Source organism: Streptomyces sp. NPDC017676 (genome assembly GCF_044329325.1).
GTDB lineage: Bacteria > Actinomycetota > Actinomycetes > Streptomycetales > Streptomycetaceae > Streptomyces.
This window is the reverse complement of record NZ_JBIRJA010000003.1, coordinates 102407-125303: the sequence shown is the minus strand read 5'-3', so window position 1 is coordinate 125303 and position 22897 is coordinate 102407. Positions and strand designations below refer to the sequence as shown.

Genomic DNA, 22897 nt, shown 5'->3' with positions numbered 1-22897 from the left:
GTTTCCGTGTCCGGGGCCGAGGGGGGAGCGGTGGCGTGGGGGATTCTGCTCGGTCTGTGCTGTGTGGTGACGGGGGTCGCCGGCTGGTTCTTCCGCCGGGCGTACCGGCGCTGTGTGGAGGCGCCGGTGGGTGTGTGGCCGGAGGGTGTGGAGCTGGGTCTGTACGAGGTGGCGTTCCTCTCGGGCCGGGGTCAGTACGTCGCGCGGACGGCGATGGCGTCGATGCTGCTGGGCGGGCGGTTGTCGGTGCGGGACCGGGTGGTCACGATCACTGATGCGGTGCCGCGGGACGCGGTGGAGGCGGCTGTGATCGGGGTGATCGGTGTGCGGCCGCGGCGCCGGGTGTGGCGGCGGATGGACCGGTTGGTGAGGCGTCCGGCGATCGAGGCGGTCGGTGACCGTCTGGCGGAGTGTGGCCTGGTCGACGGCAGTCCGTCGCGGGTGCGGGGGTTCGACGCGGCCGACTTCCTGTTGTGGGTGGCTCACTGGGTGTCGGGGTTGCTGGGGGTGGCGGCGGTGGCTGTCGCGGCGGCGCAGGACGGGCCTGTGTGGGTCGTCCTGGCGGTCGTGGTGGTGGTGATGGTCGCCGGTGCGCGGGCTCATCGTCATGAGGGTGTGGGGTCCGGGTGGCTGTCGGAGGCGGGGCGGGCGGCGCTTGCCGCGCATGAGGCCCGGTTGCCGAGTGGGGTGTGGGCGCCGGAGGGGAACGACGGGCTGCGCGGGGAGGCGGCCGTGCGTCTGGGGAAGGCGGCTCGTGGCTGGATGTACGACGAGCTGGGGCGTCTGGAGGACGCGACGAGGTGGCCTTCGTCGGGGTCGGCCGATCCCGGCTACGACGACCCGCCGGGGCTGGGCGGGCTGTAGGGGCGCCGGTGCCGCGGGGGTGGGGCCCGGGGTGCGGCGTACCGGGGCGGTGTCGGTGGGTGGTGGTGGGTGCGGGGTGTCGGTCGGCGGGGTGGCGTGCCCGTCGGCTCGGTGGTGGGGCGTGCCGGGGCGGTGTCGCTCGGCGGTGGTGTGCCCCGGGGCGTTGGTCGGTGGGGGTGTGCGCCGGGGGTTGGTCGGCGGTGGGGGTGTCGGGGTGTCAGCCGGCCGTGAGGCGGACCGGTTGGATGCCGGTGACGAGGGTGGAGAGGGCGTGGTCGATGTCGGGGCCGAGGTACCAGTCGCCGGTGTGGTCGATGGTGTAGACGCGGCCTTCGGCGTCGATGGCGAGGAGGGCGGTGTTGTCGGTCTCCTGGCCGAGGGGGCTGAGTTCGGTGCCGAGGGCGCGGCCGAGGTCGCCGAGGGTGCGGGCGTGGTGGAGGCCGTGGAGGGGGTCGACGTGGAGGCCGGCGGGGGCGATCTGGCGGCCGGGGCCGGCGGGGGTGATGCTCAGGCCGCCGAATTCGGCCCAGGCTTCGACGGCGGCGGGGAACACGGTGTGCCGGTGTCCGGCGGGTGAGGTGTGTTCGCGCAGGGCGTCGGCCCAGATCTCGGCCTGCTTTATGTCCCAGCGTCCGGGTTGCCAGCCGGCGGCGCGCAGGGCGGCGTCGACGGGTACGGGGAAGCGCGTGGTCGAGGTGCGGTCGGGGTGCATCTGCCCTTCGATCGTCGTGCGTGCTGGTGGTTCAGGTGGTGCCGGTGGCCGCCGGGGGTCAGTCGTCGGTGGCGGTGGGGTCGACGATGCGGACGCCGAAGTGGGCGCTGAGGGCGGTGCAGGCGCGGCAGGGGGCGGCGAAGCTGCCATGGAGGGGGTCGCCGTCCTCGCGTATGCGGCGGGCGGTGAGTTTGGCGTGTTTGAGGGCTTTGCGGGCTTCGCCGTTGGTCATGGGTCTGCGGGCGGCGCGTTTGCTGCGGGCGGCGTCGGCGGCGGCGATGTGCCGGGAGATGAGGATGGCCTCGGCGCAGCGGCCGGTGAAGCGGTCGCGTTGGTCGCTGGTGAGGGTGTCGAGGAAGTCCTGGACGAGGGGGTGCAGGGCCGGGGGCTGGTCGCTGCGGGCGGCGGTGCCGGTGAGGGTGGCGCCGCGGACGGAGAGGGCGGCGGCGACGGCGGGCAGGATGCCGTCGCGGCGGTGCCGGAGGGTGGGGGCGGGGGGTGTGTCGGTGCTGCTCCAGTCGATGCGAGGGTCGCCGGCCCGCACGTCGGTACCTCCGGTCTGCAGAGCGTTCATGATCGTTCTTCCCTCCCCGGGCATCCCCCCGAAGGACACAGGGTGCCAAATGCCGTGGCTGGTGGGGAAGCTGGGGCGGTGCGACACGCCCGTGTCCGGGCGGTCCGTGACGGTGGGGTGACGGCTGGTCACGACGGTGCGGGGCCGGGGTGCCGGTGGGGGCCGACGGGTGCGGGGGTGGGGGTGCGGTGGGCCGGTGACCGGGGTGGGCGTACCGCATAGGCTGTCGCCGTCCGCGATCGACACCGCCGTTCAGGCCAGAGAGAACGCCGCAGGGGGCAACCGCCATGACGACAGGTCGGCTCGGGCTGGGTGCACCGCCCAGCGGCCAGGCCGGTGGACCAGCCGCGCCGCCGAACGCGGCCTACGCCGGGCAGGTCGTGCACTTTCCGGATCCGGTCCGGGCGGCACGTCACCCGAGAGGGGTACGGGTCGATGAGCGGGGTTACCCGGATTTCTCGCCGTACGCGCGCGTGGCGGTGGAGATCGCCGAGCCGCCGGAGGGTTTCGGGGTCGACGAACTGCGGCTGACGGACTACGTGTCGGCGAACGCGGCGTTGGCGGCGGCGGGGCACGAGTTGTGGGACACGGTGCCGGACGTGGCGACGCCGCACGGCTGGACGTGGCACCACGTGGCGGGTACGCGGCGGCTGGAGCTGGTGCCGGTCGAGGTGAAGGCGCTGCTGCGGCATCACGGCGGGGTGGCGACGGCGCCGGTGGACCACGGCAAGCGTGGTACGCGGCCGTTGCAGGAGTCGCGGCCGGCGCACTTCGGGCTGCCGAAGTCGGGTGTGGCGGTGACGGAGGCGCAGGTGCAGGGCGTCGAGGAGGACCTCGGCTACCGGTTGCCGGGTGCCTACCGCTCGTTCCTGAAGGCGGCGGGCGGTTGCGCGCCGGTCGGCACGGCGCTGGACGCCGAGTTGGGGCTGCTGCTGGACCAGCCGTTCTTCACGGTGCGGGACGAGGCAGCGGTCAATGACCTGGTGTACGTGAACAAGTGTCTGCGTGACCATCTGACGAAGGACTACCTCGGGGTGACCTTCGTGCAGGGCGGGTTGCTCGCGGTGAAGGTGAAGGGCGAGCGGGTCGGTTCGGTGTGGTTCTGCGCGTACGACGATGTGCGGGACGTGGATCCGTCGTGGTCGCCGGCGGAGCGGGTGGAGCGTCTGTTGCTGCCGTGCGGTGACGACTTCGACGTGTTCCTGTCCCGGCTGGCCGGTAGTCCGCCGGAGTTGGAGACGGTGGCCCGTCTGATGGTGGACGGCGGTTTCGCCCGTGTCGTCCCGGTGTCTTCCGGCTCGGCGTCTTCCGGTCCGGTGGGGGAGTGAGCTGCGAGCGATGGTGACGTACGCGCAGGCGCAGGAGCGCGCCGAGGAGTGGATCAACGGTGACGTGCCCGCGTACCAGCACCGTGAGGTGCGGGTGCGGGAGTTCGAGCTGGGGTTCGTGGTGTGGGGCGAGGACCGGGCGGAGGGGCCGCGGTCGGACGCGGGCGGCCAGCGGCTGGTCATCGCCCGGGACAGCGGGGAGGCGACGCTGTGGCCCGCGCTGCCGGTGGGTGAGGTGATCCGCCGGTACGAGGAGGAGTACGGCCGCGCGGAGGAGCCGCGGGACGCGGTGCCGGCGCCCGCCCAGGCGCGGTTGGACCTGAACCAGACGTCGTTCCTGCTGACCCCTCCGGAGTGGTTGCAGGAGGCGGCGGACAAGCTGGGGCTGGGGGAGCGGCGAACGGAGGGGGCGGGTTCGCCGGTTCCGGGTGCCGGTCCGTCCGCTGATCAGAGTTCGGCGCCTGGCGGTGGCTCGGTTTCTGACGGTGTGCCGGCGGGCGGTACGGCTTCGGGCGTGCCTTCTTCGGGTGTCGCGGCCTCCTCCGGTGGGGCCGGACCGGCGCAGACGCAGGCCGGGGTGCCCACGGGAGCGGATGTGCCCGCGGGGGCCACGCCGTGGGCCGGTACCGACACGAACGCCGGGTCCGGTGAGGACGACCGGTCCGTGCCGCTGCCCGCGACGGTGTTCGCTCCGCCGCTGGGCGACGCGGACGAGGCGCCGCGTCCGCCCGCGGTCGCGCCGGACGCGCCGACCGCGTTGATGTCGGGCGGCAGCCAGTTGCCGCCGACGGCGGTCGCGCCGGCGCTCGATCTGCCGGGTGCGCAGGGCGGCGCGCCCGGGACGCCGGTCCCGCAGGGTGCGCCGGGCGCTGGGCAGGGCAGCGTGCCGCCGCCACCTCCGGGCGCTGGGCAGGGCAGCGTGCCGCCGCCACCTCCGGGCGCTGGGCAGGGCAGCGTGCCGCCGCCACCTCCGGGCGCCGGGCAGGGCAGCGTGCCGCCGCCATCTCCGGGCGCTGGGCAGGGCAGCGTGCCGCCACCGCCGCCGGGCGCCGGACAGGGCAGCACGCCCCCACCGCCGCCGGGCACGCCGGCGTACGGTCATCCGCACGTTCCGCCGGCTCCGGGCACCCCTCCGGCGGGCGTGCCGCCCTATCCGCCGGCGCAGGGCACTGCGCCTCCGCCCCCCGCGCCGGCCGGTGCGTCGGGCGCCCCGGCGTACGGCTATCCGCAGGGCCCCGGCGCTCCGGGCTACGGCTATCCGCAGGCACCGGGCGGTACGCCGCAGCCTGCGGCGGCCCCGGGTGGGCCGGGGCGGCGGCTCGCGCCGAACGCGGGGGAGATCGCGGACGCCGCGACGAGCAAGGCGGCTCCGCCGAAGAAGGGACGCGGTGGGGTGGGCGCGCCGCCTCCGCCGCCGGGCGCCCCGGGCACGCCGGGTGCGCGCCCGGGGAGCGCGGCGACACCGCCCCCGCCCGCGGGCGGGTACGTGCCGACGCGGCTCGTGCCGTCGCTCGGCCCGGAGGGCCCCGAGGCGCAGGGCGGTCAGGGGAACGCGGACGGGACGCAGGTGCCGGGCGGTGTGCACCACGCGGCCACGGTCCTGGCCGACCCGAGCCGACCGGGTGGACCGGCACCGCAGCCTCCGGGCGCCCCGGGTGCGCCGAACCCGTCCGGCGGCCCTGGGGCTCCGGGTGCTCCGGGCGCTCCGGGCGTGCCGTCGGCTCCGGGGGGGCAGCAGCCTCCCGGTGTCCCGGGCATGCCGAACCCGTCCGGTGCCTCTGGGACTGCGGGCGCGCCTGGCATGCACAGTGCCCCGGGTGGCGCGCCGAACGTTCCGGGAGCACCCGGCGCCCCGGGGAACCCCGGTGCGCCCCAGCCCCCGGCCGCTGCCCCGGTCCGTCCGGGCGCCGCCGGTGCCCCACAGCCTCCGCAGCCTCCGAGCGCTCCCGGAACCCCCGGAACCTCCTCTGCTCACGGTGCCGTGCACCACGCGGAGACCGTCCTGGCCGCTCCGCCGGTGGCCGGGCCGGGCATGCCCCCGCCGCCCGCTCCCGGCGCCCCCGGCATGCCGGGCGCCCCGGGTGTGCCCCCGGCTCCGGGCGCCTCAGCCATGCCTCCCGGCGCTCCGGGCGGTCAGCCGCCCATGCCGCCGGGTCCCGGCATGCCTCCCGGCGGCCCCGGGACCCCCGGCACGCCCCCCGGCGCCCGGCCGCCCGCGCCTCCCGGCGCCCCGGGCGCCCCGGGCATGGGTCCCGGCGCTCCGGGCGGTCAGCCGCCCATGCCGCCGGGTCCCGGCATGCCCCCCGGCGGCCCCGGCATGCCCCCCAGTGCTCCCGGTGTCCAGCCCCCCATGCCTCCGGGTGGGATGCCGCCGGGTGTGCCCATGCCCGGGCAGGGGTCGGCGTACGGGTATCCGCAGCAGGGGCAGCCGACGGTCGGTCCGGGTTACCAGGCCGTGCTGCGGTACCGCGCGCAGGACGGGTCCGAGCAGCAGTTGATCCGGCGTTCGGCGCCGGGGACGCCGCATCCGGAGTGGCAGATCTTCCACGAGCTGCGGGCCATGAACGTGCCGCCGGACCAGGTGCTGGAGCTGCACACGGAGCTGGAGTCGTGCGAGCTGCCGGGGGCGTACTGCGCGCGGATGATCCGGGAGCAGTGGCCGCAGGCGAGGATCGCGAGCATCGCGCCGTACGGCACGGACCACGCGAGCCGGCAGCAGGGCATGCGGCAGTTGCTGGCGCACCAGGGCGAGTTGCACCAGGTGGCAGACGGTCCCGCACGGCCCGCGCCGGTGCGGGCGCCGCTGCCGCCGGTGCAGGCGGCGCCGCCGGTGCCCCCGGAGGGGATCGCGCAGGAGCTGGCCGGGGCGTTCGGGCCGGGGATCTTCCGGTTCGAGCAGCAGGCGGTGTCCCGGCAGGGCGTGCCGCCGATCGTGGCGCACACCCTGGTCGTGGCGGGGCTGCCGCTGGACATGGGCCCGTTCTTCTGGGCGCAGGCGCAGCCGGGCCGCCCGGTGCCGACGTTGGCGGAGCTGGCGGCGGAGCGCGGTGTGCGGGCGGCGGCGGACGCGGGGTCGTACCTCGTCATGGGTACCGACTTCGGCAAGGCGATCTGTGTGCAGTACGGGACGGCGAACATCGTGGCCGTGCCGGTGGAGGCGGGACCGGGCGGTGCGCCGGTGCCGCCGCAGTTCGTGAACACGGGGCTGCCGGAGTTCACCCGGTGTCTGGCGCTGCTGGGCCGGATGTGGCGGCTCAGGTACGGGCTGAACCAGGAGCAGGCGGGCCGCTGGACCGTCGACTTCCAGGCGCAGCTGGCCGCCCTCGACCCGGCGGCGCTCGGTTCGCCGGAGAGCTGGTGGTCGGTGCTGCTGGAGCAGATGTGGGACGGGCTGTTGTAGCGCGGTGGCCGCCCGGCCGCCGGGTGGTGTGAACATACGGGCCCCGCACGTGCGCGTGCGGGGCCCGACGCGTTCTCCGTGGGGGCGCCGGCGCGTGTCTGCGGGGGCGTGGACGCGTTGTCCGTGGGGGCGCCGGCGCGGGTCCGTGAGGGGGCCGTTCGGAGCGTTGGCGCGACGTGTCTGCGGAGTGTCGCGTTATGAACCGTTACTTCCGATCCATCAAGATATGCACGAAATCATTCTGTCGTGCAGGTCCGGTGGAGAGGGGTCCCCAGGGTGAGCAGCGCATCGATGCCACCGCACGGCTTCGCGACCGTACGGGGGCGTGGCTACCGTCCCGACCAGGTCGAGGCGTACCTGGAGGCGCTGTCCGAGGACCGGGACGCCGCCTGGGAGCGTGCCGCCCGGCTGACCGTGCTCGCCAAGGAGATGGGGGCGGAGGCAGCGCTGTTGCGCGAGGCCGTCGCCGAGCTCCCGCCGCAGACGTACGAAACGCTCGGGGAAGGCGCCCGGAAGCTGTACCAGTTCGTGCTCGACGAGGCGGCGGACCTGCTGGAACGCACCCGGCGTGAGGCCGCGGAGGAGGTCGCGCGGGCCGAGGCGGACGCCCAGCGCGTACTTGAGGAGGCGCGGGAGGCGGCGGACGCGGTCCGCGCGGAGGCCGACGAACGCGCCCGTCAGTGGCTCGTCGCCGTGCAGGCCGAGGCCGAGGGCATCCGCGTGGGCGCCCGGCGCGCGGTGAAGTCGGGGCGCATGGAGGCGCTCGCGGAGTTGCGTGAGGCGCGCCGGCGCACCGACGGCATGCTCGCCGAGCAGTCCCGGGAGCACGCCGCGCGCTGGGCCCGGGCGGAGCGGGAGGAGGCCGAGCGGATGGCGGAGCTGGACGCCGGGCACGCCGAACGGGCGAGCCGGGCCGAGGCCGCGCTGGCGGAGGCCGAGCGTGCCCTCGTGGAGGCCGAGGAGTACGAGCGCCGCTCCCCGGAGGAGGCGAGCGCGCGTGCCGCGGAGATCATCGCCGAGGCGCGCGCGCAGGAGGAGCGCATCGCAGCGGAGACGGAACGGGTGCTGCGCGAGCACGGCGAGCTGTGGGACGACATGCAGGCGCACATGGACTCCGTGCGCGACACCCTCATCTCGCTGACCGGCAGGGTGGTCCTGGAGTAGCCGTCCGGCCCGGCGCACGGGAACGCGCCGGCACTCCCGTCAACTGCTCTTGCGGACGGCCCCGGCCAGGATCCAGCCCTCCACCGCCTCGTACTGGTGCCGCTGCCGTTCCGCCTTCGCGCGGCCCGACAGGACCGTGCCGAGCCAGCCGAAGAAGAAGCCGGCCGGGATGGAGACGATGCCGGTGGTGGTGAACGGGAACCAGTTGAAGTCGGCGCCGGGGAACGCGGAGACGGGCGATCCGGAGACGAGGTTGGTGCCCGGCATGAGCAGCAGCACGGTCAGCGAGCCCCCGATCAGCGTGCCCAGCAGCCCGCTGCGGGTGTAGCGGCGCCAGAAGAGGCCGTAGACCAGGGCGGGGGCGAGGGCGGAGGCGCCCAGGCAGAAGGAGAGCGTGACCAGGGGCTGCAGGCTGTGGTGCTGCACCAGGGTGGCCAGCAGGATCGTCGGCACTCCTATGGCGAGCGCCGAGACGCGGGCCAGGGTCATCTCGCGGCGGGCCGGCATCTCCTGCACCCGGGCGGCGAACACGTCGTGCGCGAGGGAGTTGGCGCACGCGAGGATCATCCCGGCCACCGAGGCGAGCAGGGTCAGGAAGAGCGCGGTGGTGACCAGGGTGAACAGGAAGGTCTCCGCCGTCGACACGCCGGCGCCGAACACCGCGCGCGAGCCCATCAGGTACGCCGTGTTGCCCTGCGGGTCGGCCGTGGCGATCGCCGTACGTCCGAGCAGGGCGGTGGCGCCGAACCCCACCACCGTGATGACGAGGACGAACAGGGCGACCAGGGACACCGCCCAGGACATCGAGCGGCGCACCTGGCGGGCGCTGGAGGCGGTGTACATGCGCATGGTGATGTGCGGCAGGCAGGCGACGCCGAGGACGACGGTCAGCTGTGAGGCGATCATGTCGACGCGGCCCGTGGGCGTGGTGCCGAACTCCAGCCCGGAGCGCAGGAAGGCCGGCCCGGCGCCGCTCTGCCGCGCGGCGGCGGTGAACAGGGCGCCCGGGTCCCAGTCGAAGCGGCGCAGGACCAGGAGGGCGACCACGGCGCCCGAGCCGACCAGCAGCACGATCTTCAGGATCTGGATGAGCGCGGTGCCCTTCATGCCGCCGATCGCGGCGTAGGCGATCATGAGCAGGCCGAGTCCCACGACGCACCCGGTCTTCAGGGACTCGTTGGTGAAGCCGAGGATGAAGGCCATCAGCTGCCCGGTTCCGGCCAGTTGGACGAGCATCAGCGGCAGCAGCGCGGCGACGGTCACCGCGCAGGCCGTGATGCGTACGCAGCGGCCCGGCAGCCGGCGGGCGAGGGCGTCGCCCATGGTGAAGCGGCCCGCGTTGCGCAGGGGTTCGGCCAGCAGGAACATCATCAGCATCAGTGACAGGGCCGTGCTGAGGGCGAGGACGACGCCGTCGTAGCCGCACAGGGCGATCACTCCGCCGGTGCCGAGGACGGAGGCGGCGGAGATGTAGTCGCCGGCGATGGCGAGGCCGTTGCGCAGGGGGGACAGGGAGCGGTAGCCGGTGTAGAACTCGTCCAGGTCGTCCCGGTCGGGGCCGGTCATCACGCACAGCAGCAGGGTCACGGTGGCGGCGGTGGAGAAGGCCACCAGGGACATGGTCTGCGCGGAGTCGCTGAAGCCGGTGGTTGCCGCACCGGCGGCGGCCGTCATCGGGTCGCTCCGCGCCGCGCGTCGAGTTCGGCGTGCCTGCGGATGCGGTCGGCGAGCGGATCGACGTGCCGGCGCGCGGTGTGCTCGTACAGGGCGATCGCCAGCCAGGTGACGGGGAGTTGCAGGAGGGCGAGCAGCAGTCCGGCGGGGATGCCGTCGGCGACCGTGCGCGTCATGGTGCCGGGCGCGTACGCGGACAGGACGAGGAACAGCGTGAAGTAGCCCAGCGCGGTGAGCGTGGCGGTGCGCCGCTGCCAGCGGTAGGCGCTGCGCAGCATGCGCAGGTCGCTGTGCCGGCCGAGGGGTTCGCGCGGCGCCCGGCGGACCGGACGCGCCGGTTCGGGCGGTGCGGGCGGCTGCCAGGGGTAGGTGGGCCGCGCCGGGTACGGCGGCTCGGGCGGGTGCGGTGAGTACGACGGGTGCGGCGGGTCGTAGGACATCCCGGGGCTCCTTGCGCGGCTCGGGTCCGTGGCGGCGGACCGCAGGGAGGTGGGGGTGGGGGAGCTGAGCCACGCACGCTACTCGCGCGCCGCGGGCCGCGCGGCGTTTTCACCGAACTGGCCGGTCGGTATGCGCTTTCCCGGGGAGAACGGGTCCGACCTGGGGGGTTGCCTGCGTTAACCCGCCAGTGCTCAGGGGTATCACCGCGTCGACCTGCCCGTACCCAGGGGTGTCACCGGCGTCGACCTGCCCGCGTCCAGGTGTCACCGGCGTCGACCTGCCCGTACCCAGGGTGTGTCACCGGCGTCGAGCTGGCTGGGCCGAGGTGTGTCACCGGCGTCGAGCTGGCTGGGCCGAGGGGTGTCACCGGCGTCGAGCTGGCTGGGCCGAGGTGTGTCACCGGCGTCGAGCTGGCTGGGCCGAGGGGTGTCACCGGCGTCGACCTGCCCGTACCCAGGGTGTGTCCCCGCGTTGACCCGCCTGGGCCGAGGGGTGTCACCGGCGTCGAGCTGGCTGGGCCGAGGGGTGTCACCGGCGTCGAGCTGGCTGGGCCGAGGGGTGTCACCGGCGTCGACCTGCCCGTACCCAGGGGTGTCACCGGCGTCGACCCGCCCGCCTCCACGGGGTGTCACCCGCGTCGGCCCGCACCGGGTTCAGTCCTGGAGCACCGGGAACCGCCGGGGTGCCACCAGCAACAGCACCGCGAAGGCGAGGGCGGCCGCGCACGCCGCGCCGAGGTAGACCGCGTGGACCGCGCCGGCGATGGCCCGCCGGGTCGCCTCGGGGGCCGTACCGCCGTCCAGCGCGCGGGTGACGGAGTCCAGGTCGCCCGCCCCGCCGAGCCGCGCGGCCAGCACGCCGTTGGCCACGGCGCCGAACAGGGACGCGCCCAGGGTCTGGCCGGTCTGCCGGCAGAACAGGACCGACGCGGTCGTGGTGCCCCGCTCCGACCAGCCCACGGTCGACTGCACTCCGACGATCAGCGGGAGCTGGAACAGCCCCAGCGCCCCGCCCAGCAGCAGCATCAGCAGCGTCGGCTGCCACCACGACCCCGGATACGGCAGGAACGGGAACGCGAACAGGATCAGCGCCGCCAGGCCGATGCCGAGCAGCGCGGTGTCCCGGAAGCCGATCCGCCGGTAGACGTGCTGGCTGAGCGCGGCCGACACCGGCCAGCTCAGCGTCCACACCGAGAGCACGAACCCGGCGGCCACCGGCGCCAGCCCGAGCACCGACTGCGCGTACGTCGGCAGGAACACGCTCGGCGCCACCATCAGCAGCCCCAGCGCGCCCAGCGCCAGATTGACGGCCGCGATCGTCCGGCGCCGCCACACCCAGCCCGGGATGATGGGCGCCGCGGCCCGCCGCTCCACCCGCACCACCACGGCGACCAGCACCAGACCCGCCCCGAACAGGGCCAGCGACGGCGCCGACAGCCACGGCCACGCCACCCCGCCCTGCACCAGCGCGGCCAGCAGCACCCCGCCGCACGCGAACACCGCGAGCGCGCCGGCCCAGTCCACGCGCGCGCGGCCCGCGTCCTCCCGTTCCGGCTCGTGCAGATGACGCACGATCAGCCACAGGGCGGCGGCGCCTATCGGCAGGTTGACCAGGAAGATCCAGCGCCAGTCGGCGTAGGCGGCGAGCACCCCGCCCAGCCCCGGGCCGGCCACCGCGGAGACCGCCCACACCGTGGAGAGCTTGGACTGGATCTTCGGGCGCTCCGCCAGCGGGTACAGATCGGCGGCCAGCGTCTGCACCGTGCCCTGCAACGCCCCGCCGCCCAGGCCCTGAACGATCCGGAACGCGATCAGCGCCCCCATGTTCCAGGCGGCCGCGCACAGCAGCGAGCCGAGCAGGAACACGGCCGCGCCCACCACCAGCACCGGCTTGCGGCCGAAGGTGTCGGACAGCTTGCCGTACACGGGGAGGGTGACGGTCACGGCGAGCAGATAGCCGGAGAACAGCCATGAGAAGACGGAGAACCCGCCGAGGTCGGCGACGATCTGCGGTACGGCCGTGGAGACGACGGTGGAGTCGAGCGCGGCCAGTGCCATCGCCAGCATGAGCGCCGCGACCACCGCGCCCCGCCGCCGGGTGTCCTGCCGCCGCCCGGCTCCGCCGCGTACCGCCGGTGTCGTACCCCCCACCGCACACCCCTCCCGTGGCCCCTGCCGGACGCTACCCCGTGCCCCCTGCACGTATCACCGGGACGACAGCTTCCCACGGCGGGCGGGGCTTGACCCTGACGCGGCGGAAGGGTGGAGGCTTTTCCGCACCGAAGGGTGGAGGGGACCCCGAGAACGGCTCCACCCGGCGGTGGAGCACCCCTAGGGGTTCCTCCGTACTACGGCTCGGGGAGGGTTCGTCCCGGCGGAGGACGAGACCGGCCGGGGGCGTTCCCTAACCTGGCTTCACGCCGCTGGGGGGCGGCGGACCGCACCGGCGGGGGTGGGGATTACCCCCGGGAAAGACGGGGCTTCGCACCAGCGCGCGACGCCCCCGCCGACCGCGAGACTCATCGACGTAACCCAGGACGACGCCCGGAGCACCGGGACATCGACCACGACCTGTCAACCGACATAGGAGACATACCGTGACATCGGCTGTGACCATTCCCAGGCACGGGGGCACTGGAGGGACTACGGCCGTTGCCGCGCGGGCGCGGCAGGTCGTGAAGGCGTACGGGTCCGGCGAGACCCGTGTCGTCGCCCTGGACCACGTCGACGTGGACATCGCCCGCGGCCAGTTCACCGCGATCATGGGCCCCTCCGGGTCCGGCAAGTCCACCCTGATGCACTGCCTCGCCGGCCTGGACACGGTGACGAGCGGTCAGATCCATCTGGCCGACACCGAGATCACCGGCCTGAAGGACAAGAAGCTCACCCAGCTGCGCCGGGACCGGATCGGCTTCATCTTCCAGGCGTTCAACCTGCTGCCGACGCTGAACGCGATCGAGAACATCACGCTGCCCATGGACATCGCCGGCCGCAAGCCCGACCGGGCCTGGCTGGACCGCGTGGTGGAGACCGTCGGGCTCGCCGGGCGCCTCAAGCACCGCCCCACCCAGCTCTCCGGCGGCCAGCAGCAGCGCGTCGCCGTGGCCCGCGCGCTCGCCGCCCGCCCGGAGATCATCTTCGGGGACGAGCCGACCGGGAACCTCGACTCGCGGGCGGGAGCCGAAGTCCTGGGCTTCCTGCGCCGCTCGGTGGACGAACTCGGCCAGACCATCGTCATGGTCACCCACGACCCCGTGGCCGCCTCCTACGCCGACCGTGTGCTCTACCTGGCCGACGGCCGGATCGTCGACGAGATGTACCAGCCGACGGCCGAACAGGTCCTGGACCGCATGAAGGACTTCGACGCCCGGGGGCGCACGTCATGACCGTGCTGAAGACCTCGATGCGCAACTTCTTCGCGCACAAGGGCCGCATGGCGCTGTCGGCGATCGCGGTCCTGCTGTCGGTGGCGTTCGTGTGCGGCACGCTGGTGTTCACCGACACGATGAACACCACCTTCGACAAGCTGTTCCAGGCCACGTCCTCGGACGTCCAGGTCAGCGCCAAGGGCTCCTCCGACACCGGGGAGACCACCTCCCGCACCGGCAAGCCGCCCGTGCTGCCCGCCTCCGTGGTCGGCAAGGTCCGCGAGGCCCGGGGCGTCAGGTCGGCCGAGGGCACGGTGTTCTCCACCTCGGTCACCGTCATCGACGCCGACAAGGACAAGCTGTCGCCCACCAGTGGCGCGCCCACCATCGTCGGAAGCTGGAACGGCAACGACGCCCGCACCATGGAGATCACCTCCGGCGCGGCGCCCAAGGGCCCGGACCAGGTGATGGTCGACGCCGACACCGCGGACAAGCACCACCTGAAGCTCGGCGACGAGATCGGCGTGATCACGGCCGTCGGCACGCACCACGCGCGCGTGTCCGGCATCGCCGCCTTCAAGGTCACCAACCCCGGCGCCGCGATCTTCTACCTGGACACGAAGACCGCCCAGCAGGCCCTCGTCGGCCGGACCGGCGTCTACACCAACGTCAACGTCATGGCCGCGAAGGGCGTGACCGACGCGCAGCTGAAGAGGAACGTCACCGCCGTCCTCGGACACGACTACAAGGTGCAGACCGCCAAGGAGGTCGCCGACGCCAACCAGAAGAGCGTCCAGAGCTTCCTGAACGTCATGAAGTACGCGATGCTCGGCTTCGCCGGGATCGCCTTCCTCGTCGGCATCTTCCTGATCATCAACACCTTCTCCATGCTGGTCGCCCAGCGCACCCGTGAGATCGGCCTGCTGCGCGCCATCGGCTCCTCCCGCAAGCAGGTCAACCGGTCCGTGCTCGTCGAGGCGCTGCTGCTCGGCGTCATCGGCTCGGTGCTCGGCGTCGGCGCGGGCGTCGGCATCGCAATCGGCCTGATGAAACTCATGGGCCAGATCGGCATGAACCTGTCCACCGACGACCTCACCGTCGCCTGGACCACCCCCGCGATCGGCCTGCTCCTCGGCGTGGTCGTCACCGTCCTCGCCGCCTACCTGCCCGCCCGGCGCGCCGGCAAGGTCTCCCCGATGGCCGCCCTGCGCGACGCGGGCGCCCCGGCCGACGCCAGGGCGGGCGCCGTCCGCGCTCTGATCGGCCTGCTGCTGACCGGCGCCGGCGGCTGGTGCCTGTACACCGCGGCCACCGCCGACCAGGCCAAGACCGGCTCGGGCTGGCTGGGCCTGGGCGTGGTGGCCACGCTCATCGGCTTCGTCGTCATCGGCCCGCTGCTCGCCGCCGCACTGGTCCGCGTCCTCGGCGCGCTCATCCTGCGGATCTTCGGGCCCGTGGGCCGCATGGCCGAGCGCAACGCCCTGCGCAACCCGCGCCGCACCGGCGCCACCGGCGCCGCCCTGATGATCGGCCTCGCCCTGGTGGCCTGCCTGTCGGTGGTCGGCTCCTCCATGGTGGCCTCGGCCACCGACCAGCTCGACAAGACGGTGGGCACGGACTTCATCATCCAGGGCGACCAGGAGTACAACCTGATCAAGCCGCAGATGGTGCAGAAGATCAAGGACACGCCCGGCCTGGAGCGGGTCACCGAGTACAAGCTCCTGGACGCGTCCCTGACCACACCCGACGGCCGGGTCACCAAGAAGGAGACCATCAACGCGGCCGACCCGACCTACGTGCAGGACCTGCGCACCAAGACCGTCGCCGGTGACCTCGCCGACGCCTACAAACCCGACTCGATGTCCGTCTTCGAGGGCTTCGCCAAGGACCACGGCATCAAGCTCGGCTCCACGGTCGCCGTCCACTTCGAGGACGGCCGCACGGCGAAGCTGACCGTCCGCGCGATCACCAGCGACGAGGTGGTCGTCGACAAGGGCGCGATGTACGCCTCCATCGCCACCGTCGCCAAGTACGTCCCGGCCGACCGGATGCCCCTCGACCAGCTGATGTTCGCCACCGCCAAGGACGGGCAGGAAGCCGCCGCCTACAAGGCGCTGAAGTCGGCACTGCGCGACGACCCGGCGCTGACCGTGCGCGACCAGACCGACTACAAGCAGGCGCTGAAGGACCAGATCGGCCAGCTCCTGAACATGATCTACGGCCTGCTGGCGCTCGCGATCATCGTCGCGGTCCTGGGCGTGGTGAACACCCTGGCCCTGTCGGTGGTCGAGCGGACCCGGGAGATCGGCCTCATGCGGGCCATCGGCCTCTCCCGCCGCCAGCTGCGCCGCATGATCCGCCTGGAGTCCGTGGTGATCGCCGTCTTCGGCGCCCTGCTCGGCCTCGGGCTCGGCATGGGCTGGGGCGCGACCGCCCAGAAGCTCCTCGCCCTGGAGGGCCTCAACGTCCTGGAGATCCCCTGGCCGACGATCACCGGCGTCTTCGTCGGCTCGGCCTTCGTGGGCCTGTTCGCCGCGCTGATCCCGGCGTTCCGCGCGGGCCGCATGAACGTCCTGAACGCCATCGCGACGGACTAGTCGCGCAGGCCGGCCGACGGCCACCGCACACGGGGGTTGCGGCGGGCGGACCCGGTGCCGGGAGTCCTGGGGGACTTCCCGGCACCGGGTCTTCGCGCTGTGCGGTCGCCCGGGGTTGTCCACAGCCCCCCGCACCGCCGCCCACGCCGTCGTACGCTGGACAGCCCCGGCCCGTCACACGAGTCGGGCCCTTCGTGTTGCCGACCCCCTGGACGGAAAGCCCCTCCATGAGCCTGCACGGTCTGCTCGACGCCGTAGTCAAGGACCCCGCCCTCGCGGAAGCGACCAGGGCGGCGGCGGACGGCAACCGCCCGCACGTCGACCTGGTCGGCCCCCCGGCCGCCCGCCCCTTCGCGATCGCCGCCCTGGCCCGTGAGGCCGGCCGCCCGGTGCTGGCGGTCACCGCGACCGGCCGGGAGGCCGAGGACCTGGCCGCCGCCCTGCGCTCCCTGCTGCCCGAACAGGGCGTCGTGGAGTACCCCTCCTGGGAGACGCTCCCGCACGAGCGGCTCAGCCCCCGCAGCGACACCGTCGGCCGCCGCCTCGCCGTCCTGCGCCGCCTCGCCCACCCCAGCCCCGACGACCCCGAGACCGGCCCGGTCTCCGTCGTCGTCGCCCCGGTGCGCTCCGTGCTCCAGCCGCAGGTCAAGGGCCTCGGCGACCTGGAACCGGTGGCGCTGAGGACCGGCCAGAGCGCCGACCTGAACGACGTCGTCGAAGCCCTCGCGGCCGCCGCCTACGCGCGCGTGGAGCTGGTCGAGAAGCGCGGCGAGTTCGCCGTGCGCGGCGGCATCCTGGACGTCTTCCCGCCCACCGAGGAACACCCCCTGCGCATCGAGTTCTGGGGCGACGACGTCGAGGAGATCCGCTACTTCAAGGTCGCCGACCAACGCTCCCTCGAAATCGCCGAGCACGGCCTGTGGGCGCCCCCGTGCCGCGAGCTGCTGCTCACCGACGACGTCCGCGCACGCGCGCGTGCCCTCGCCGAGGAACACCCGGAGCTGGGCGAACTCCTGAACAAGATCGCCGAGGGGATCGCGGTCGAGGGCATGGAGTCCCTGGCCCCGGTCCTGGTGGACGACATGGAACTGCTGCTCGACGTCCTGCCCAAGGGCGCCATGGCCGTCGTCTGCGACCCGGAGCGGGTCCGCACCCGCGCCGCCGACCTCGTCGCCACCAGCCAGGAGTTCCTCCAGGCGTCCTGGGCGGCCACCGCCGGCGGCGGCGAGGCCCCGATCGACGTCGGCGCCGCCTCCCTGTGGTCCATCGCCGACGTCCGCGACCGCGCACGCGAGCTGGACATGATGTGGTGGTCCGTCTCGCCGTTCGCCGCGGACGAGGAGCTCGACGCGGACACCCTCAAGCTCGGCATGCACGCCCCCGAGACCTACCGCGGCGACACCGCGCGGGCCCTCGCCGACACCAAGGGCTGGCTCGCCGACGGGTGGCGCGCGGTGTTCGTCACCGAGGGCCACGGCCCGGCCGCGCGCACGGTGGAGGTCCTCGGCGGCGAGGGCATCGCCGCCCGCCTCGACAACGACCTCGGCGAGCTCAGCCCCTCCGTCGTGCACGTCTCCTGCGGCTCGATCGAGTACGGCTTCGTCGACCCGGCGCTCAAGCTCGCCGTCCTCACCGAGACCGACCTGTCCGGCCAGCGCACCGCCACCCGCGACGGCGCCCGGATGCCGGCCCGCCGCCGCAAGACCATCGACCCGCTCACCCTGGAGCCGGGCGACTACATCGTCCACGAGCAGCACGGCGTGGGCCGCTACATCGAGATGGTCCAGCGCACCGTGCAGGGCGCCACCCGCGAGTACCTGGTCGTGGAGTACGCGCCCGCCAAGCGCGGCCAGCCCGGCGACCGGCTGTACATCCCGACCGACCAGCTGGAGCAGATCACCAAGTACGTCGGCGGCGAGGCACCCACCCTGCACCGCCTGGGCGGCGCCGACTGGACGAAGACCAAGGCGCGCGCGAAGAAGGCCGTCAAGGAGATCGCCGCCGACCTGATCAAGCTCTACAGCGCCCGCATGGCCGCGCCCGGCCACGCCTTCGGCACCGACACCCCCTGGCAGCGCGAGCTGGAGGACGCCTTCCCCTACGCGGAGACCCCCGACCAGCTCACCACCATCGCCGAGGTCAAGGAGGACATGGAGAAGTCGGTCCCCATGGACCGCCTGATCTGCGGCGACGTCGGCTACGGCAAGACCGAGATCGCGGTCCGGGCCGCCTTCAAGGCCGTACAGGACGGCAAGCAGGTCGCCGTCCTCGTCCCCACGACCCTGCTGGTGCAGCAGCACTTCGGCACGTTCTCCGAGCGGTACGGACAGTTCCCGGTGAACGTGCGGGCGCTGTCCCGGTTCCAGACGGACACCGAGGCCAAGGCCGTCCTGGAAGGGCTGAAGGACGGCTCGGTGGACGTCGTCATCGGCACCCACCGCCTGTTCTCCTCGGAGACCAAGTTCAAGGACCTGGGCCTGGTCATCGTCGACGAGGAGCAGCGCTTCGGCGTCGAGCACAAGGAGCAGCTGAAGAAGCTCCGCGCCAACGTCGACGTGCTGACCATGTCCGCCACCCCGATCCCGCGCACCCTGGAAATGGCGGTCACCGGCATCCGCGAGATGTCCACGATCACCACACCCCCGGAGGAGCGCCACCCGGTGCTCACCTTCGTCGGGCCCTACGAGGAGAAGCAGATCGGCGCCGCCATCCGCCGCGAACTGCTGCGCGAGGGCCAGGTCTTCTACATCCACAACCGCGTCGAGTCCATCGACCGCGCGGCGGCCAGACTCCGCGACATCGTCCCCGAGGCGCGCATCGCCACGGCCCACGGCCAGATGTCGGAGTCCGCGCTGGAGCAGGTGGTCGTCGACTTCTGGGAGAAGAAGTTCGACGTCCTCGTCTCGACCACGATCGTCGAGTCCGGCATCGACATCTCCAACGCCAACACGCTCATCGTGGAGCGCGGCGACACCTTCGGCCTGTCCCAGCTGCACCAGCTGCGCGGCCGGGTCGGCCGGGGCCGCGAGCGCGGCTACGCGTACTTCCTGTACCCGCCGGAGAAGCCGCTGACGGAGACCGCCCACGAGCGCCTGGCGACCATCGCCCAGCACACCGAGATGGGCGCGGGCATGTACGTGGCGATGAAGGACCTGGAGATCCGCGGCGCCGGAAACCTGCTGGGCGGCGAGCAGTCCGGGCACATCGCGGGCGTCGGCTTCGACCTGTACGTCCGCATGGTCGGCGAGGCCGTCGCCGACTACCGGCGGCAGCTGGAGACGGGGGAGGTCGAGGAGGAGGCGCCGCTGGAGGTCAAGATCGAGCTCCCGGTCGACGCGCATGTCCCGCACGACTACGCGCCCGGCGAGCGCCTGCGCCTCCAGGCGTACCGCTCCATCGCCTCGGCCAACTCCGAGGAGGACATCAAGGCCGTCCGCGAGGAACTCACCGACCGCTACGGCAAGCTGCCCGAGCCGGTGGAGAACCTGCTGCTGGTGGCCGGGCTGCGGATGCTCGCGCGCGCGTGCGGCGTCGGCGAGGTCGTGCTGCAGGGCACCAACATCCGCTTCGCGCCGGTGGAGTTGCGCGAGTCGCAGGAACTGCGGCTCAAGCGCCTGTATCCGGGCACGGTCATCAAGCCCGCCGCGCACCAGGTGCTGGTCCCGCGCCCGAAGACCGCGAAGGTGGGCGGCAAGCCGCTGATCGGCCGCGAACTGCTCGCCTGGGTCGGCGAGTTCCTCACCTCGGTCCTGGGATGACGGCGGGCGTACGGGGGAGGGGCGCGCGTGCGGATCGGTGAGCTGGCCGAGGCCACCGGAACGACACCGCGCGCCCTGCGCCACTACGAGCAGCAGGGCCTGATCACCTCCGCACGCACCGCCAACGGCTACCGCGCGTACGACACCGGTACCGCCGTCCGGGTCCGCAACATCCGCCGGCTGCTGGAGGCGGGCCTCACCCTGGACGACGTACGGGCCTTCCTGCCCTGCCTGGACGGCGACGTCACCGCCGGTCCGGCCTCCGCCGGGGCACTGCGGATCGCCCGGGACCGGCTGGCCGTACTCGACGCGCGCATCCGCGCCCAGACGGCGGTCCGCGACCGGCTGGCGGCGGCGTTGCGGGAGGCGGGCGACACGGTGCCCTGAACGAACCGGGCCAGGCGACCGCGCGAACCGGTTCGGGCGACTGCACGAAACCGGCTCAGGCGACCACCGCGCCGCCGTCCACCGGCAGCACCACCCCCGTCACGAACGACGCCCCCGGTGAGGCGAGCCGGGTGATGGCCCAGGCGACCTCCTCGGGGCGGCCGATCCGGCCGAGCGGGGTGTGGGCGAGCTGCCACCCGCGCAGGGCGGCGCGCTGCTCGGGGGTGAAGCCGGCGTGGTCGGCGACCGGGGTCTCGATCGCACCCGGGGCCACGGCGACCACCCGGACGCCGTGCGGCGCCAGTTCCACCGCCCAGCTGCGGGTCAGCGTCTCCAGGGCCGACTTGCCCGCCGCGTACAGGGAGTTACCGGGCCAGGCGCGCTGGCCCACCGAGGTGGTCACGTTCACCACGACACCCCGGCTCCCGGTCAGCGCGGGCAGCGCCGCCTGGGTGAGCAGCACGGGCGCGAGGAGGTTGGTCTCCAGCAGCGGTCGTACCGACGCGCGTGTGTAGCCGCGCAGGGAGTCGGCGGTGACGACGGCCGCGTTGTTGACGAGCACGTCGATCCGGCCGTACCGCTCCAGCGCGGCCCGTACGACGGTGCCGGGGCCGTCCTCGGCGGTCAGGTCGGCGGACAGGGGCGTGATCCCGGGGTGCCCCTCGGCGGTCTCGGCCAGGGGCGCGGCCCGGCGGCCCACGGCGACGACCCGGGCGCCCTCGGCGGCGAACGCGCGCGCGGTGGCGCGGCCGATGCCGGTGCCGGCGCCGGTCACGAGGACGGTACGGGGGCCCTGCGGATGGCTGCTCTCGGTCATGCGAGGATCGTCGGACCCTGACGCCGGTGACAAGGTCAAGCCCGGCAGGAGGGCGCGCGGGCGGCAACGGCCCGTCACATTCTCCAACCGGCGCCCGGTTCGCCGCCCCATGCCCCCTTTGCGCCCGCATCTGATGGGCTGTGGAGGGAAGTTACGGTGGTGAGCGGAACGATTCCGCCCGCGCCTGCGGGCGGGCCAGGGTGAGCGAGGGAGACGCACTGTGACGCGTCCGAGGGGCGGAGCGGCGATCGCCGTGGCGGTGCTGGTCGCCGTGACCGGCTGCACGGCCGAGCAGACCGAGGGGGCCTCCGGGCCCGCGGAACGCGGGGGCGGGGGCGCGGCACTGGCCGCCGTCGACTCGCTGACCGTCAAGGGGCGCGCGCCGAAGACCGGTTACTCCCGGGAGCGGTTCGGCACCGCCTGGGCGGACACCGACTCCAACTCCTGCGACACCCGCGACGACATCCTCAAACGCGACCTGAAGCAGGTGAGGTTCACCGGCGGGCGTTGCAAGGTCTCCTACGGCCTGCTGGACCCCGACCCCTACTCCGGCAAGGACATCACCTACCGGCGCGGCCGCAGCCAGGTCGACATCGACCACGTCGTCGCCCTCTCCGACGCCTGGCAGAAGGGCGCCAAGTACTGGGACGCCGGCAAGCGCATAGCGCTGGCCAACGACCCCCTGAACCTCCTCGCGGTCGACGCGAGCACCAACCGCGGCAAGGGCGACGGCGACGCGGCCACCTGGCTGCCGCCCGACAAGTCCTACCGGTGCGCCTATGTCGCCGCCCAGGTCGCGGTCAAGAAGAAGTACGGCCTGTGGGTCACCGCCGCCGAGCGGACCGCCATGAAGAAGGTCCTCACCGGCTGCCCGGACCAGAAGCTCCCCACCGGCGGCAACCCCACCAAGGCACCCGAGCGGTTCCGCGCCCGGTGACCCGCACGGGCACCGGCCGCACCGCCGTCCCGCCGCCGGGCAATTCGCTGTCCCGCCGGGCCGGGCAATTCGCTGTCCCGTCCGGGGAGGCACCGCCTACCGTGACCGTCATGGACATCAAGGTGAGCAGCCTCGCCGAGCGGCCCGACCGGCTCCGCGCGGTGCTCGGCATGACCGACACCTGGCCCGAGTTCGTCACCCACGACCTGGTGGGCAACGCCCACTACGGCCGCATCCCCACCGAACTGCCCGAGTACACCCTGTTCGCCGAGGACGCGGACGGCCAGGTCGTCGCCCACGCCCACAGCGTGCCGTTCGCCCTCGACCTGGACGGCCGGCGCACCCTGCCGGCCCGGGGCTGGGACCAGGTCCTGGTGTGGGCCTTCGCCGACCTGCGCCACGGCACCCGCCCGGACACCGTCAGCGCCATCGCGGTCACCATCGCCCCGCACGCCCAGGGCCGGGGCCTGTCGTCCGTCATGCTCTCGGCGATGCGCGACAACGCCCGCGCCCGCGGCTTCCGCGAGGTCGTCGCCCCCGTCCGCCCCAACGCCAAGCACCGCGAGCCGCACACCCCGATCGCCGAGTACGCCCACCGGGTCCGCCCCGACGGGCTGCCGGAGGACCCCTGGCTGCGCGTGCACGCCCGGGCCGGCGCCGCCATCGACTCCATCGCCCCGGCCTCCATGACCGTGACCGGCTCGCTGGAGGAGTGGCGCCGCTGGACCGGGCTGCCCTTCGACACGGCGGGCGACGTCGAGGTGCCTGGCGCGCTGGTCCCGGTCCGCTGCGAACCGGAGCACGGGTACGCCGTCTACACCGAGCCCAACGTATGGATGCGGCACCCGCTGTGACCCCGCGCCGGGCCCCGCCCGGC

Annotated in this window: 16 protein-coding genes; 10 read left to right on the top strand and 6 right to left on the bottom strand. The window is 73.7% G+C overall.

Annotated features, from left to right (window positions below; all coding sequences use genetic code 11):
* The first annotated feature begins 6 nt into the window (after nucleotides 1-6).
* On the top strand, nucleotides 7-864 hold the full coding sequence (locus ACH4LD_RS08185) for a TIGR04222 domain-containing membrane protein (protein WP_398055421.1): 858 nt from the start codon (nucleotides 7-9) through the stop codon (nucleotides 862-864).
* 217 nt (nucleotides 865-1081) lie between these two features.
* On the opposite strand, the gene ACH4LD_RS08180 is transcribed toward ACH4LD_RS08185, so the two are convergent.
* Both ACH4LD_RS08180 and ACH4LD_RS08175 read right to left on the bottom strand, forming a co-directional pair.
* Complete coding sequence (locus tag ACH4LD_RS08180) at nucleotides 1082-1576, bottom strand: SUKH-3 domain-containing protein (RefSeq protein WP_132785232.1); 495 nt, start codon at nucleotides 1574-1576, stop codon at nucleotides 1082-1084.
* 58 nt (nucleotides 1577-1634) lie between these two features.
* A complete protein-coding gene (locus ACH4LD_RS08175) occupies nucleotides 1635-2150 on the bottom strand; it encodes a YwqJ-related putative deaminase (RefSeq protein ID WP_398055420.1) in 516 nt (171 codons plus the stop codon).
* 287 nt (nucleotides 2151-2437) lie between these two features.
* On the opposite strand from ACH4LD_RS08175, the gene ACH4LD_RS08170 reads away from it, so the two are divergent.
* From ACH4LD_RS08170 to ACH4LD_RS08160, 3 genes are all read left to right on the top strand, one after another.
* Entirely contained in the window at nucleotides 2438-3478 is a 1041-nt protein-coding gene (locus ACH4LD_RS08170) for an SMI1/KNR4 family protein (protein WP_103809926.1), read from the top strand.
* A gap of 919 nt (nucleotides 3479-4397) precedes the next feature.
* The gene (locus ACH4LD_RS08165; protein ID WP_398055658.1) at nucleotides 4398-6878 is read left to right on the top strand and encodes an SUKH-4 family immunity protein; all 2481 of its coding nucleotides are present in this window, start codon (nucleotides 4398-4400) and stop codon (nucleotides 6876-6878) included.
* Between the two features lie 276 nt (nucleotides 6879-7154).
* On the top strand, nucleotides 7155-8042 hold the full coding sequence (locus ACH4LD_RS08160; protein WP_165951604.1) for a cellulose-binding protein: 888 nt from the start codon (nucleotides 7155-7157) through the stop codon (nucleotides 8040-8042).
* A 39-nt stretch (nucleotides 8043-8081) separates the two neighbouring features.
* Here the strand turns inward: ACH4LD_RS08160 and ACH4LD_RS08155 are convergent, their stop codons facing one another.
* The 3 genes from ACH4LD_RS08155 to ACH4LD_RS08145 all read right to left on the bottom strand — a co-directional run bounded on the left by ACH4LD_RS08155 (nucleotide 8082) and on the right by ACH4LD_RS08145 (nucleotide 12307).
* The gene (locus ACH4LD_RS08155) at nucleotides 8082-9716 is read right to left on the bottom strand and encodes a cation acetate symporter (protein ID WP_398055419.1); all 1635 of its coding nucleotides are present in this window, start codon (nucleotides 9714-9716) and stop codon (nucleotides 8082-8084) included.
* Nucleotides 9713-10156 (bottom strand): DUF485 domain-containing protein, encoded by a 444-nt coding sequence (locus ACH4LD_RS08150; RefSeq protein WP_132785227.1) that lies wholly within the window; start codon nucleotides 10154-10156, stop codon nucleotides 9713-9715. Before ACH4LD_RS08150 ends, ACH4LD_RS08155 begins: the two co-directional genes overlap by 4 nt.
* Before the next feature lie 654 nt (nucleotides 10157-10810).
* Nucleotides 10811-12307 (bottom strand): MFS transporter, encoded by a 1497-nt coding sequence (locus ACH4LD_RS08145; RefSeq protein WP_398055418.1) that lies wholly within the window; start codon nucleotides 12305-12307, stop codon nucleotides 10811-10813.
* A gap of 446 nt (nucleotides 12308-12753) precedes the next feature.
* Between ACH4LD_RS08145 and ACH4LD_RS08140 the strand changes: the two genes are divergently transcribed.
* The 4 genes from ACH4LD_RS08140 to ACH4LD_RS08125 all read left to right on the top strand — a co-directional run bounded on the left by ACH4LD_RS08140 (nucleotide 12754) and on the right by ACH4LD_RS08125 (nucleotide 20266).
* Nucleotides 12754-13542, top strand: a complete 789-nt coding sequence (locus ACH4LD_RS08140; protein WP_132785225.1) for an ABC transporter ATP-binding protein — start codon at nucleotides 12754-12756, stop codon at nucleotides 13540-13542.
* Complete coding sequence (locus tag ACH4LD_RS08135) at nucleotides 13539-16121, top strand: ABC transporter permease (protein ID WP_398055417.1); 2583 nt, start codon at nucleotides 13539-13541, stop codon at nucleotides 16119-16121. Before ACH4LD_RS08140 ends, ACH4LD_RS08135 begins: the two co-directional genes overlap by 4 nt.
* A 227-nt stretch (nucleotides 16122-16348) precedes the next feature.
* On the top strand, nucleotides 16349-19879 hold the full coding sequence (mfd, locus tag ACH4LD_RS08130) for a transcription-repair coupling factor (RefSeq protein WP_398055416.1): 3531 nt from the start codon (nucleotides 16349-16351) through the stop codon (nucleotides 19877-19879).
* A gap of 27 nt (nucleotides 19880-19906) precedes the next feature.
* The gene (locus ACH4LD_RS08125; RefSeq protein ID WP_398055415.1) at nucleotides 19907-20266 is read left to right on the top strand and encodes a MerR family transcriptional regulator; all 360 of its coding nucleotides are present in this window, start codon (nucleotides 19907-19909) and stop codon (nucleotides 20264-20266) included.
* A gap of 55 nt (nucleotides 20267-20321) precedes the next feature.
* On the opposite strand, the gene ACH4LD_RS08120 is transcribed toward ACH4LD_RS08125, so the two are convergent.
* Entirely contained in the window at nucleotides 20322-21083 is a 762-nt protein-coding gene (locus ACH4LD_RS08120) for an SDR family NAD(P)-dependent oxidoreductase (RefSeq protein ID WP_398055414.1), read from the bottom strand.
* A 220-nt stretch (nucleotides 21084-21303) separates the two neighbouring features.
* On the opposite strand from ACH4LD_RS08120, the gene ACH4LD_RS08115 reads away from it, so the two are divergent.
* Nucleotides 21304-22020 carry an HNH endonuclease family protein gene (locus tag ACH4LD_RS08115; protein ID WP_398055413.1) on the top strand — a complete coding sequence of 239 codons (717 nt, stop codon included), beginning with the start codon at nucleotides 21304-21306 and terminating at the stop codon, nucleotides 22018-22020.
* A gap of 110 nt (nucleotides 22021-22130) precedes the next feature.
* On the top strand, nucleotides 22131-22874 hold the full coding sequence (locus ACH4LD_RS08110) for a GNAT family N-acetyltransferase (RefSeq protein WP_181140143.1): 744 nt from the start codon (nucleotides 22131-22133) through the stop codon (nucleotides 22872-22874).
* Nucleotides 22875-22897: the final 23 nt, after the last annotated feature.